Raw genomic sequence first — 13377 nt, 5'->3', positions numbered from 1 at the left:
CAAGTCGTTTAACTAGAACCAATTTTCCTGCATGTCGAAAGGAACGCTATTGCCTGATTTCAGCAGTGCGATAGCTGTCTCTGTTTTTGGCAGCTCCCATTCAAAATAGTATTTCGCAGTGTGTAATTTACCCTGGTAAAAACCCTGAGCTTCACTGTTAGGATTTTTTTCCAGTGCTTTTTCTGCGATAACTGCCTGCTGTAGCCACAACCAGGCGACTACGGTACAGCCAAATAAATCCAAGTATAGGGTGGCATTACCCAGGCCGCGATCCACATCTTCCTGAAGCTGGGAGAATAATGCAAAACTTGTCTCATCCAACTTTTCCAGGGCTTCTTCCAGCATTTTGGCCATAGATTCGAGCTTAGGTTTATCCCTGGCCTGCATAATCGTATTGCGGATCTCTGCCTGTAACAGTTGGTAGCCAGCAAGATTTTTTGACGGTACTTTCCGGGCCAGTAAATCCAGGGCATGGATGCCTTCTGTACCTTCGTGAATTGCGTTAAGGCGATTGTCTCGATATAACTGCTCTACCGGATATTCACGAATATAACCCGCTCCCCCCAAAACCTGAATCGCCAATTCATTAGCTTTTAGGCAGTACTTGGAGGGCCAGGATTTTACTACGGGAGTTAGCAGATCGAGCAGTGTTGCAGCACTGTTGCGCTGCTCTTCTGTAGGGGCTGTATGCTCATCCTCGTAAAGTGAGGTGGCATAAACACTCAAGCTTAAGCCACCTTCAGCATAGGCTTTTTGCATCAGTAGCATACGGCGAACATCGGCATGCTGGACGATAGGGACCTGTTTGGATTCAGGATCTCGGTTAGAGGGCATACGCCCCTGCGGGCGGCCTTTGGCGTACTCAAGGGAGTAAGTGTACCCCTGGTATCCAAGTACAGAAGCGCCAGCTCCCACACTGATACGGGCTTCATTCATCATTTGGAACATATACTTCAGGCCCTGGTGGGGTTCACCGATCAGGTAGCCTACAGCGCCACTGTCCTCACCAAAGCTCAATACCGTTGATGTGGTATTGCGGTAGCCCATTTTATGTAGCAGGCCTGCGAGTTTTACATCATTGCGTTTTACTGGTTTCCCCTGCTCGTCCAGAAGGAATTTGGGAACCAGAAAAAGCGATATTCCCTTCACACCTGCGGGTGCGCCTTTAATTTTTGCCAGAACCAGGTGAACGATATTCTCAGTGAGGTTTTGATCGCCACCAGAAATATACATTTTCTGCCCATGAATGCGGTAGCTGCCGTCTTCTTCTGGTAGGGCGCTAGTGCGAATGTCTGACAGCGCGGAGCCCTGATCCGGTTCAGTTAGTGCCATAGTCCCGGCAAAACGCCCGTCCAACATTTGTGGAAGGAATTGCTTTTTAAGCGACTCGCTGGCGAAAGTCCGTACCAGATTGGCCGCGCCTATGGTCAAGAACGGGTAGCTAGCACTGGCAACGTTTGCTGCAGCCATGTAAGCGAGTGCTGTGCGCAGAATAACCTCTGGCAATTGCAGCCCGCCTTCCTCAGCATCACAGTGAGCGGCAAGAAATCCTGCAGAGGCAAAAGCATCCCAGGACTGTTTGGTTTCTTCGATAACGCTGACGTTTTCACCATCAAAGCTCGGTTCAATCTCATCGCCTTTGGCGTTGTGATTAGCGAAAAATTTTTCTGCAATGGTGTGTGCAGTATTCAGTGTTGCATCAAAAATTTCACGGGAATGCTCACTGTACCGAGGGCGATTGATTAGGGCCTCGGTATCTAAAAATTCGTAAAGCAAAAAATCGATTTCACGCTCGTTGAGCAGCTGATGGGCCATGTTTACCTCTTACATTATTCTTTTTGGGTAATCCGTTTAATTTCCAGGTAGTTTTCCATTGAATATTTTTATGCTGGAACACTACGATTCAAGTGTATATGTAAACGTGGAGAGGGTGCACTGGGCAATGACTGATTCTATGAATAGACTTGGCGATTATTAGAGTGCTTTTACTGGGATATTCTTTGAAATACTGGTGCTGCGTCTGCAACGGGCTTTGGTACCACCTTGCGCCACAGCTGGGAGGATAGTTCAGCTGGGCTTTGTCGGCACCCGGAAGCAATCCAGTTGCCCAGTGATTGAGCCACATCAGGCCAAACTATCCGAAGTGGAGGGGGGCAGTTGGTTAGCCACTTGTCGATCGTATGGGCATTTATCTGTTTTACGATTGTGGCCAGTTTGAGCTGATCGAGCGCTTTGGCATTGGCTTCCTGCTCAAATTGATTGGCGAGAGGCCTACTGAGAATGGGTTTTCCCAGAGCCAGGGTTTCAGCCAATAATTCAAATCCGCTATTACAGATTACTGCTTTAGAGGTTGCCAGATCCTTCTGAAAGCCATTAATTGAGGGGGCCTTAACTTGAATATTACTAGAGGTAGGTAAATTGTGGGGTATACCGTAGACGATAAACCGATAGGGCAGCCTGGAAAGTTCGTCCAGCATCGGAATAGGCTGTTCGAAAGGCAAGTAAACTAGAATATGTTCACCCAATTCTTGGGAGAGTCCAGGTTTCTGAGGGACGATTGGCGGTAGTATTGGGTTGCCGAAGTGGTGCCAATGCAAACCGATACTCTCTTGTGTTGGGGCAAATGACTTTAGTACTGTGCGGGATGCCCACTTATTGCGAGGTGCAGGGATCGGGAATTCAAAGGCGTATTGATGGCCGATACCGATGCTGCGTTTTTTCTTAAATTTCGCTGCCCAGGCCGTAACAGGTTCATAGTCACTGATAATTAAATCAAAATTATTAACCGGCAGTGTTCTTATATCCTTGATGAATCTTACTGCATTGATGTTTCGTAGTGTTGCGAAACTATTCAAGCGGCCGTGACTGTGGATAAAAGTCATTCCCTCCCGCCACCAATAGTCTCCAAAAGAAGACATCTCAAATAAGCTTTCTCTTGGACGGCCTGAAAATAACCACTGGACCTCGAGATTTGGATACTTTTCGAATTGCTTAGCCAGCGCACGGGAGCGACTGATGTGCCCATTACCCGTGGATTGAACGCCGTAAAGTATCTTCATAAAAAGGCAGCACTCACAATTAAACTGACACTGGTCCCCAAAATAGCGCCGGCACAAATATCAGACGGGAAATGAACTCCCAGGCCAACCCTGGCGGCTCCGACACCGGTGGCCCAGATATAACCGAAGCTCCACATAGGGCTCACCTGTATAGACATCGCGGTTATAAATAGGAAGGCGCATGAGGTGTGGCCCGACGGTAAGCTGAAACGATCGTGCGCCACAATTACGGGACGCATGCCCGGGATTGCTTGGGGCGGGCGAAGTCGTCGTGTCGTGTTTTTTATCCCCCAGTACAATCCGCGTTCCAAGGCAACTGCGGTACATGCCAAGTACAGCAGTTGAATGGCTGAATTGAGCCATACATAGGTGAATAAAAGTGCCCCGGCTGCCCACCCATCCCCAGATTTAGATAGCCACAGATAGCGCCGGCGAGAGCTGGGGCGTGATGCCCGCTCAACCATATACAGCACTATGGACACATCAAAACTCTTTAGATTCATCGGTAAGCCTCGCATGCCGACAAGTTACAAATCGATTATTGCACGGACTTGACCGATTTATGTCGCAATAATGAAATCTTGACCAGGCGGGAAGAATAGAATGAAAGAGCTTATTTCAAAGGCTGAAAGATCCAACGAATAGTTGGCGCAAAATTATTCCAAATTAAAATTATAAGTAATTCGATTAATAAACACTGGGGGTTTTCGGGGTCAGTTGTAAGCTGATAGTACACCTGAGTACCAGCAAGTTAGACAAAAGATTGAGTTGGATTGGGTGCAGATATAACTGGAGAAAGTTGCTTATCTTATTGGAAAAAATAATAGACAGATAAAGTGACTTTGGAGGAAGCATGGCCCCTCCAAAATTAATTATATTTCAGTCAGGTCAGGCAGCTATGTCAAATGCCTGGACTAATTCAAAGCGTGGAGATTTAACGCCATTTTTAGAAACTGTTTCATTAAATGTTCTTTGGGGTCGCACCCAGACACCATAGCTTCCATAAAGGGCTCGGTACACAACCATAACTTCTTCGGATTCACTATGTTTTGCGGTATGTAAAACCTCGTACAGATTTCCTTTGTAGTGACGATATATGCCGCGTTGCATGGGTACCTCTAACTTACGTGGTGGGGGGCAAGCTGTAGCTGTTGGATGCGATTCCCGTGAAGTACAGCAGTGCCTGAATAGCGATGTTCGCCTGTAGAAGTAAACTCAAACTTGTAACTGCGGTGAAGGCTGAAAAACCCCCTCTTATCCTTTTTGATTCGAGTACGAACCAAAAGCACGGTGTCGTCTAACAGTTGGACACCGAGCTGTCGGCAGTGATCAGAAGCGGCTCGCCGGACGTGCTCTTTAGCGGCCATACTGGCCCAGATATACCAAAGAACCACAAAGAACAGGGAAAGCCACAGTATGTCGCTGAGAGTGTAATACATTGCTATACAGTTGCTATGATCGCTTTCCCGCAAGAATACCATTTAAGGAGCGCCAATGTCCGGCACGATTTTAATTACTGGCTGCAATCGGGGAATTGGACTTGAGTTGTGTGCCCAGTTTGCCGAAATTGGCTGGAAAGTCCTGGCTTGTTGCCGGGAACCGAAGAAAGCCGCTGAGCTCGCGGTGTTGCAAGAACGCTACCCCTCGATACAGTTGATTCGCCTAGATGTGACCGACTACGAACAGATGATCTCTCTAGGTAAGGCCTTTCAAGGAGAGCCGATAGACATATTGCTCAACAATGCAGGTTACTACGGGCCGAAGGGCGTGGGATTTGGCGCTGTTGACCGCGCAGAGTGGCGTCGAGTTTTAGAGTCCAACACTATCGCCCCCTATATGATGGCAGAAACTTTTTGTGACAATGTTGCGGCCAGCGAGCACAAGCTAATCGCGGTGATGAGCAGCAAGGTTGGGAGTATCGCTGATAATCGCTCTGGCGGGGGATATATCTACCGAACTTCAAAGACAGCCGTAAACCAGGTCGTCAAAAGCTTATCTGTCGATTTAGAGCCGAGAGGAATCACGGTTCTCGCTTTGCATCCGGGGTGGGTAAAAACGGCTATGGGCGGCCCCGGAGCACTGATTTCTGCTGAGGAAAGTGTCGGCGGACTAAAAAAGCTGCTTTTATCAGTAACGCCAGCAAAAACGGGTCGATTTTATAACTATGACGGGACAGAAATTCCCTGGTAACGCTTGTAATGGGCTGTGACAAAACTCCTTTGAGAATCTAATAGAATGCAGCTCCCACACTCTGCCGGCCTGAATACGAGGTCGCTTGAGTAGCCTTGATCAGTCGAATTTATGCATTTCAACTTTTTGCACATGGCCGGCGGGTGAGTCTGTTTTGTCTGCTTCGTGCTACTGCCTGCTGATTGCAAGATTGGGCAAGAATACGGAAGAAGTTTTCTATCCCCCAGAGTGGGAACTACCTGAAAATAGCTTCATATCAAGGAATGGTTCTGATAGATCCTTTCAGAGTGTTGGCGGGTTTTACGTTTTAGGCAAGGAATCTTACCTCTTATCAGGGTGTCCTCGAAGGAGTGGAAATCATGAAGTGGCCCAGTGTTTTAACCAAGCGTAAAAGCTTGTCCCCCCAGTTACTGAAGTCACCAATCCTTGCAATTCTCATTGTTGCGGCACTCGTCGGTTATCTGGGCGGAATGCCAATATGGGTAGCGGTGTTGGGTGTTATTGCCTATTACTCCAGGGGGCGTGATTGGCGGGCAGGTGCCTACAATCTCGCATGTGTGGTGACCGGGCTGGGGTTGGGGTTGGGCGCTCAAACAGCGGCACATAAATGGCAAATTGACCCAAGTATCCTGGTTGGGCCGATTGCACTTCTCTTCTCGATTATCAGTGTATGGGCAATGGGAATGGTGACCGGTATTCGGAACGTCACCAGCTATGCCATTGGTATCATTATTGCGTTTCTTGCGCAGTTGGACATTACCTTGGATACCTATTTTCAACTGATTGCAACGGTATCTATCGGTGCAGTATTTGCCGGCCTGATTGATATTTTATGGCCGCGTCAGCAACGAGCAGTAAGGACTTGTTGAAAGATTAATCTGAGTGCTTTAGGGAAAGGGTTGTAAGGGGTTCAGTAAGATTGAATAGAGGTGTAGTTCAATGGTAAAACGTATATTGCTATCTACAGCAATGGTATTTGTTGCGGCTTTGGCGTTTACTGAACCCTATGAGTCTGAAAGTAGTATCGAAATGGAATACTACAGAACACTTCTTCATTGATGTAATTCGTTTCTTATCTATTTTTTTACCTTGGATTGTAGGAGCCAGTTGTGAAGGAAGAATTTTGGCACGATAAGTGGAAAAGAAATGATATTGGCTTTCACGAGGCGGCCGGCAATTCGTTGTTGACCGAATTCTTTTCCAGTCTCTCTCTGTCTCCGGGTGATCGGATTTTCTTGCCGCTATGTGGCAAAACGAAAGATATTGCTTGGTTATTAGAACAGAATATCTCAGTCGTTGGCTGTGAACTCAATGAGGAGGCCGTGAAGCAGCTCTTCAGTGAAATGGCAGTAACCCCACAGGTAAGCCAGGTAGGTAATCTGAAGTGCTACTCTGGTGCCAACATCGATATTTTTGTTGGCAATATATTCGATTTGGGTAGAGAGGAGTTGGGGCCGGTTGTAGCGATTTATGATCGGGCTGCACTGGTAGCCCTCCCCACAGATATTCGTGAGCAATATGTCAGCCACTTAATGGCTATTACCCAAGTCGCACCTCAACTCCTCGTATCCTTCGAGTATGAACAAGCTCAGATGCCTGGCCCACCTTTTTCTGTTGGGAGCCGTTTGATTTATGAATATTACGATGCCGATTATAGCCTACAAGTATTAGCGACAAGAGACGTTGTTGGTGGGCTTAAAGGCAAGGTTCCCGCAAGAGAAGAGGCATGGTTGTTAACACCAAAGTGATAATGGCTTTCTCAACAAGCTAAATTTCTGGCAGGGAATGAGAGCCAAGTATTAGTTTTTCCTTTTTTGATTTTGGCCACTTCTTAATGGCTATTTCCATTTTCAAGGCGGTTGATTTATCGGGTAGCCCCACAGAGAACACGAGCGTAAGGGGCCCCTTACCTCGTAGTGCTTTTGCCGCCTTTGGGCCATCACTACAGTGCTCAGCAAAACGCCTCTCCAAATCATTGGTTATACCGGTATAGAGTGTTCCTCTGGCCGTTCGAATAAGATAGAGAAACCAATTCACCCTCAGCCCTTCCTTCTTTTTTATATAGCCCATAGATTCAAGAGAATAAATCCTGCTGCTCATTAGTGCGAGGCGGTGGCTTGAACTGTGAGCAATCCAAGGTAAGGCGCCGATGATCCAAACCCAGCTTTTTCATTGCCACTTGAAAGCGTCTCTGGAGTAGTTGAGCAAATATGCCAGTGCCAGTTCGCCTTTGGGAAAATTCACTTTGATAGTCCTTACCTGCACGGCTTTGCTGCACCAGGCTCATGACATGCTTTGCTCTTTCTGGGTAGTGTACCTCTAACCATTCCCGAAATAGAGGGGCAACTTCATAGGGGAGGCGCAATAGGATATATGCGGCTCTTACAGCCCCTGATTCCCGCGCAGCTGCAAGAATCGACTCCAATTCACAGTCATTGAGAGCGGGGATCATAGGCGCAGCGAGTACTGCGGTAGGAATGCCCGCTGTACTCAGCTGTTCAATTGTTCGCAGACGAGCAGCAGGGCCAGCGGTCCTTGGCTCAAGCTTACGCTTAAGGGCATTATCTAGTGTGGTCACACTAATGGCGACTTGGGCCAAGTTATCTTGTGCCATTTCTGCCAGCAGTGGGAGGTCTCGCAAGATTAGCTGGCTTTTGGTGACAATGGTTACCGGCTGGCGAAACTCCTGCATAAGCTCCAACAAACTACGGGTTATCTCTTTCTCTCGTTCCAGAGGTTGATAGGGATCGGTATTGGCTCCCAGAGCGATGGGACTGCACTGGTAGCTGCTCTTTCGTAGTGCTTTCTCTAAAAGCTCAGCAGCATTTGGCTTGTAGAAAATCTTGGTCTCGAAATCGAGCCCTGGCGATAAATCCATGTAGGCATGGGCTGGGCGGGCATAGCAATAGATACAACCATGCTCACATCCCCTGTAGGGGTTTATCGATTGGGAGAAAGGGATATCTGGAGATTGATTAGTCGAGATAATAGTTTTCGCCTTTTCCTCAATGGATGAGGTTATTAGTCTCACCGGCTGATCAGGCTCCACTTGCCAGCCATCAGTTTCACGGGAGCTGGAAAGTTCAGCAAAGCGCCCAGGGAGGTTAGAGGCGGTTCCTCGGCCCTTGCATGGGGATGGCGCTTTAGTGGAAGGATGATCTGACATTTTTTTAGCGATAACTGTATTAATGTACAGTTTACGCCTTAATTTTGAAGGATTGCAAGCCTTAGCGGATTTACCTGGAGAGGAAAATAAGTCTGGATTTGGTTTCCCCAAGAGGAAATGCCTCTTAGGGTCTAATTGTGCTCGTAAATACTGCTTAGGCAGTGACTGCGGGGTTATATTTCGATTCCATTGTCAGCCCGGGTCTTTCGTCATCCCAAATCATATGCACTACCTTCCAGGATTCGCCATCGTTCAAAAGTTGGATACTATTTATCCCTCTTTTTAGGAATTGGGTTTTCTCCTTATCGCTCCATGCCTCATAAACACTGAAGACGTGAGCAATATTTCCAAATTGCTCGATAATGTTGTGTATTTCAGCTTCATAGAAAGGGCGATCTGCAATTAGATTTTCAAAATTTTCTGGATATTCTTGGACGCTGAGGATCGTAGACTGGGGCTTGCCATTGCTATCCACAAATGTGCGAATCATTTTCGTATCAGGGGAAAATAATGATGCCTGTCTTTCCCAGTCGCGTTGAAAACCTGAAGGGCCAGAGATTCCACTATATAATTCATCGATAACTTGTTGTATTTCCATATTATTTGTCATATTTCTATCCTTGTCTAATTTCAATTAAAAGCTTTGATTGTCTAGCCGGTGACCCTGAGTTAATATTTAATTCTATTTTGTATATTGAAAATACCCATGCCGACTCGCTTGAATATTTAGTGCTGTCATTAGTGAGCAGATTCAAAGCTGTCATTATGATATCAACTGAAAGTGAGCTTATCTACAAAGCCGCTAGGTGTGCATAGCTACGAGATAGTGTGTCACTTCACTTTTTATGTCGTAATTGTTTGATTTATATGTGGTTTTATTATTTTCTATAATTGGTATGAATGCCTAATAGGTACGGTAGCTTCAACCATGAAATCGGAGATACCCTCTCGGGAGATGGGACGCCAAGAAGCTCTTCATGTAGAGCTGTCTAGGCAGTCAAAAGGGGGCTTGCAACTTATTTCTTTTATTCGAGTTTGTGAGCCTCTAGCAATTGATACGCTACGTTCTGGCCTTAAAATACTACACCAGTATCATCCCCTCTTGCGAGCCCGCGTCGAGAAAGATAATAAATATCGGTGGGTTTGTGATGTGAATTTTTCCGAAATACCTATAGATGTGTACCGGCTAGATAAGGAAATGGATTTTGAGGGAGAGTACTCAAACCAGGCCAAAAAATATATAGACAGTGATAGATATGCATATTGTCTAAGCATATTTTGCAATCATGAAGGTTTAGTGCAGTGGGTTATTGTCAATAATATTCATGCGATTATGGATGGTCGTTCTATTATGACTCTGTTCTTGCAGTTGGATCAGTTAGTACAAAAAAATAAACCCTTTAGAGACAATGAAACGCTACCTCTTGGGGAAAGCATCGCTAAAAATTTAGAAGTTGCTGGATATGTAGGTGAAAAACATATATTTCATGATGCGGATGATCAAAAATTAAACTGGCCTGTTGAGAAGGTTGCACCGGCAAGTAAACGGCAGGCTGGTGCAATAGCGAGACTATTGTGTCCTGAAGATCTCCATCAGCTAGCAAAAATAGGTAAAGACCGAGGAGTAAAGTTAACCGCAATTCTTTGTGCAATTGCTTCCATTGCTTCAGTAGTCCTACCAACCTATAAAAAGGGAGAGGAGATTATTTTAGCTTTAGATGGAAGAGGCTTATGTACCCCCCCGATCCCATTAGAGCATATTGGTTCGTTTTCGCAAACTACTCAGTTATCTATTCCTGAAGACCCTACATCGGTTGATATCATAGATTTTGCTGAAAATTTACAGTCCCAAATATACACGGTACTAACTAAACAACGTCCGATGGCAAAAAAAATTGTGTCTGCATACACTGTTGCTGAGGTGGAAGCTATGGCAAGAGAGACAATCTCTGGCTCAGAATCCTTCTTTGCCGGTATTTGCGTATCTAATGTAGGAAGTTTAAGTAAATTAGGTGGAAGGATGAAATTTTTTGATATTGAAAAAGGAATGGTGACCCAAACTAATGGGCTAAACCCATTGACGGTCATTTCATATACAACCAATAAGAATTCGGTTTTTGTATTTGGTTACTGTGAACCACTTTTGAGTCGAAATAGTGTTCTTCTGTATATAAAGCGGTATATGGATATTATTGGTGGTCTAATTCATTAGTTTTTATACAGGGTTTCTAGAATGCTTTCTTGTTTTTATGTGAGGATTTCAAGGGAAGATTGAATTATTCTTGTGTTGGTTAAGATATCAATTTAAATACATAGATTGCTAGGCGCATTTGCTATTTCTTACTCGGTTGCGATGATTTTCTCCATAGTGGTGATGACGATTTGGTGGAAAGAAATTCTTGTAGAGGTTATTAATAATCGATATTCATACGAAGGTTAGTTGAATTCTATTTAAGTGAGGAATAATAAGATATCTATCCATTAGCAATGTTTTTTAATATTTTATCTGTATAGACGAAGGAATCAATCGATTGTTAACTAGATTGTGATTGTGCTGACTGTCTTAGTGATCTGCTCTCTGTATCAATAGCCAATATCAACAAACAGTTTCTAACTATTTTCCTATACTGAGGAGAGTGCTTCTTGTATCACAGGTGATTTACCAGTTAGCAAATGTGAGGCCTGCATGGAGAATGAGCCACTCTCATGTGAGTTGGGGTCCCAAGAAGCTCTATTTATTGAATTGACTAATGAGTCTTACGATGGAACTCAGCTAATATCGTGTGTTCGCCTCCGCGATTCTGTTACTTTCGAGCAATTTTGCAGAGGTTTTACCTTTATCCATAGAAGACACCCAATGCTTCGGGCGAGGGCCAAGAAGGGCACCAAGGCTTCTTGCATTTGTGATGTTGAATTTGAAAAAGTACCTCTAATCATAAAGCATTTAAATAAATCATTAGAATATGAGATTGAATACCTTTGGCAGCAAAATCAATTTGTTGACATAGAAAATTGCGCCTATGGGATTACCTTGCAAGTTAACGTGAATGATGAAGTTGAGTGGGTCATCATTGTTAGCAATCATACTGCATTGGATGGCCAGTCAAGATTGGTACTTTTTTGCGATCTAGACAGGTTTCAGGAGAGGGAGGGAGACGATATTGGCCAAGAACCTAAACTACTAAGAAAAAGTACGGGTGAGTATTTTAATTTGTCTGGATTCAAGGATGTCGATTTATTTAATGTGCGGAAATCCAATAACTGTAGTAAATGGAAAGTAAAGCAAGCGGTACCCATTATAGGAAGAAAAGGATACTCAACACTTAAATTGATATCCCCTGAAGCTGTTGCCGTTTTTGCTGCGCAATGTATACCTACATTACCAGAAGTCACTGTATTCCCTGTTGGTATTTGTGTTTCTAATACCTGTAATATGCAGCGATTAACTAGTGGGCTTAAATACTTTGAAATTGAGTCAGGCATTGTCGTACAAGTCCACGTTACCCACCTGCTAATAGTTATTACGTATACCACCTGTAGAATTACCATTTTTGTATTTGGATATTGTGAGCCCTTAACTAGCCATGAGAGTGCACATTTGTATGTGGAGTCATACTTAAAACTTGTAAAGTCTCTACTTGTAGATGAGTGTGTTCAATGAGAGTGTGTCTGTATTCGAAGTGCGAATGCACTGGCAATGGGAGTTGACAGGTGAATGATATAGTCACTGTTGTAGGGCAGGGGTTATATCTCGCTGCCGCTGCAGTTATTGGACTGGGCATTGCAAGGATCTTACGTATTGATAATACACTTGGCTGCCTTGTCGCAGGAGTGCTGGCGGCTTTGCTACTTCCCATAATTGACTATGATACAGGTTTGCGTGCAACCAGTATCAGAGAGCTGGTATTCTTTGTTATTTTACCGGTATTAATTTTTGAGTCCGCCTGGCAGCTGGAACCCAAAGTCTTAAAGCGCTGGATTGGACCTGTACTGTTATTCTCTACACTCGGTTTGGTTATTTGTGCAGTTCTTATTGCAGCAATTACTTATTACGGCATTGGTCATCCGGAGGGTTTTCCTTGGGTAGCGGCCATGCTAACCGGGGCTATTTTAGCGGCTACTGACCCTGTTTCTGTAGTTAATAAGTTGCGTCAGGAAAAAACGGGAGAAGATCTCTTAACCTTGGTGGATGGAGAGAGCCTCTTCAATGATGCTGCAGCTGTAGTTCTCTATTCGTTAGTATTAGGGCTAGCTACCTATGGTATCGTTGAAAGCTCATCGATGGGGGCTGCAGCCCCTTCGTTGGACGCGACTTCAGTGACACTATATTTTTGCATGGTATTTTTCGGTGGTGTTGCGATTGGGCTTATTTTTGGCTTGATAACCACTCTTGTCATATTGTTTCTGCGATCTCCCAGTGCGGCTTTAATGACTTTAGTAATCGCTGCATTTGGTAGCTTCTATTTGGCGGAAAGTATTTTTCATGTGTCAGGTATCATTTCGGTAATGATATGTGCAATTGTTGCTCGAGCGTGCTTAAGCAAGCAAAATAGCACCTATTTAATTCATGCGGGTCCAACCTGGGAGTGGATGGGGCTGTTTTTTACCGGTATTATTTTTGTGATTATGGGATTGGTGATTACTTTTGAGATGTTTACCCACCAATGGCTGGCGATGGTTATTGCTACAGCAGCTGCTTTAGGAGCTAGAGCATTATCTGTATTCTTAGTGGCACCTCTGACTCGCTTTGTTGGCCCCCCGATACCGAAATCCTGGCGTCTATTAATGAGTTGGGGCGGGCTGCGAGGGGTTATTGCGGTCGCTCTGGTGCTTTCTCTTCCAGTTGAATTGCCCTATTGGTGGACAATTCAATCTATGGTATTTGGCGTGGTCCTTTTCTCCTTGTTGGTACAGGGGACTACCAGTGGCCGCTTGATTCATAAATTAAACCTTTGAGTTAAG

The 13377-nt window shown here is 44.9% G+C and carries 14 protein-coding genes; 6 read left to right on the top strand and 8 right to left on the bottom strand.

All coding sequences use genetic code 11. The features are described 5' to 3' along the window. Positions 1–12: 12 nt before the first annotated feature. The 5 genes from ACYX4J_RS14630 to ACYX4J_RS14610 all read right to left on the bottom strand — a co-directional run bounded on the left by ACYX4J_RS14630 (position 13) and on the right by ACYX4J_RS14610 (position 4540). Entirely contained in the window at positions 13–1815 is a 1803-nt protein-coding gene (locus ACYX4J_RS14630) for an acyl-CoA dehydrogenase (RefSeq protein ID WP_444898056.1), read from the bottom strand. Between the two features lie 170 nt (positions 1816–1985). After that, the gene (locus ACYX4J_RS14625; RefSeq protein ID WP_444916549.1) at positions 1986–3059 is read right to left on the bottom strand and encodes an MJ1255/VC2487 family glycosyltransferase; all 1074 of its coding nucleotides are present in this window, start codon (positions 3057–3059) and stop codon (positions 1986–1988) included. Continuing rightward, the gene (locus ACYX4J_RS14620; RefSeq protein ID WP_444912523.1) at positions 3056–3541 is read right to left on the bottom strand and encodes a phosphatase PAP2 family protein; all 486 of its coding nucleotides are present in this window, start codon (positions 3539–3541) and stop codon (positions 3056–3058) included. The genes ACYX4J_RS14625 and ACYX4J_RS14620 overlap by 4 nt, the downstream gene beginning before the upstream one ends. 406 nt (positions 3542–3947) lie before the next feature. Further along, positions 3948–4169, bottom strand: coding sequence for a DUF1653 domain-containing protein (locus tag ACYX4J_RS14615; protein WP_444916550.1), 222 nt, complete (start codon positions 4167–4169; stop codon positions 3948–3950). 8 nt (positions 4170–4177) lie between these two features. Further along, positions 4178–4540 carry a DUF3301 domain-containing protein gene (locus tag ACYX4J_RS14610; RefSeq protein ID WP_413664979.1) on the bottom strand — a complete coding sequence of 121 codons (363 nt, stop codon included), beginning with the start codon at positions 4538–4540 and terminating at the stop codon, positions 4178–4180. A 13-nt stretch (positions 4541–4553) separates the two neighbouring features. Here ACYX4J_RS14610 and ACYX4J_RS14605 point away from each other — a divergent pair, with 13 nt between their 5' ends. The 3 genes from ACYX4J_RS14605 to tmpT all read left to right on the top strand — a co-directional run bounded on the left by ACYX4J_RS14605 (position 4554) and on the right by tmpT (position 6997). Beyond that, positions 4554–5249, top strand: coding sequence for an SDR family oxidoreductase (locus ACYX4J_RS14605; protein ID WP_444905910.1), 696 nt, complete (start codon positions 4554–4556; stop codon positions 5247–5249). Positions 5250–5608: 359 nt separating this feature from the next. Next, complete coding sequence (locus ACYX4J_RS14600; RefSeq protein WP_445363705.1) at positions 5609–6118, top strand: DUF1097 family protein; 510 nt, start codon at positions 5609–5611, stop codon at positions 6116–6118. Between the two features lie 240 nt (positions 6119–6358). Further along, positions 6359–6997, top strand: coding sequence for a thiopurine S-methyltransferase (tmpT, locus tag ACYX4J_RS14595; protein WP_476176912.1), 639 nt, complete (start codon positions 6359–6361; stop codon positions 6995–6997). Positions 6998–7016: 19 nt separating this feature from the next. On the opposite strand, the gene ACYX4J_RS14590 is transcribed toward tmpT, so the two are convergent. From ACYX4J_RS14590 to ACYX4J_RS14580, 3 genes are all read right to left on the bottom strand, one after another. Continuing rightward, positions 7017–7349, bottom strand: coding sequence for a GIY-YIG nuclease family protein (locus tag ACYX4J_RS14590; protein ID WP_445363707.1), 333 nt, complete (start codon positions 7347–7349; stop codon positions 7017–7019). Then, positions 7324–8415 carry a PA0069 family radical SAM protein gene (locus ACYX4J_RS14585; RefSeq protein ID WP_445360055.1) on the bottom strand — a complete coding sequence of 364 codons (1092 nt, stop codon included), beginning with the start codon at positions 8413–8415 and terminating at the stop codon, positions 7324–7326. Before ACYX4J_RS14585 ends, ACYX4J_RS14590 begins: the two co-directional genes overlap by 26 nt. 154 nt (positions 8416–8569) lie before the next feature. Further along, positions 8570–9025 (bottom strand): hypothetical protein, encoded by a 456-nt coding sequence (locus ACYX4J_RS14580; protein ID WP_476176911.1) that lies wholly within the window; start codon positions 9023–9025, stop codon positions 8570–8572. 318 nt (positions 9026–9343) lie between these two features. Here ACYX4J_RS14580 and ACYX4J_RS14575 point away from each other — a divergent pair, with 318 nt between their 5' ends. The 3 genes from ACYX4J_RS14575 (at position 9344) to ACYX4J_RS14565 (ending at position 13371) form a co-directional block, all read left to right on the top strand. Then, positions 9344–10627 (top strand): hypothetical protein, encoded by a 1284-nt coding sequence (locus tag ACYX4J_RS14575; RefSeq protein ID WP_444905906.1) that lies wholly within the window; start codon positions 9344–9346, stop codon positions 10625–10627. A gap of 474 nt (positions 10628–11101) precedes the next feature. Then, positions 11102–12076: a hypothetical protein gene (locus ACYX4J_RS14570; RefSeq protein ID WP_476176910.1), complete on the top strand. Its 975-nt coding sequence runs from the start codon at positions 11102–11104 to the stop codon at positions 12074–12076. Positions 12077–12126: 50 nt separating this feature from the next. Then, a complete protein-coding gene (locus ACYX4J_RS14565; RefSeq protein WP_444905904.1) occupies positions 12127–13371 on the top strand; it encodes a cation:proton antiporter in 1245 nt (414 codons plus the stop codon). Positions 13372–13377 lie beyond the last annotated feature (6 nt).

The organism is Microbulbifer sp. ABM4_008 (assembly GCF_056311705.1).
Note: the sequence above shows the minus strand (reverse complement) of the source record. Positions and strands in the feature narration are given on the sequence as shown.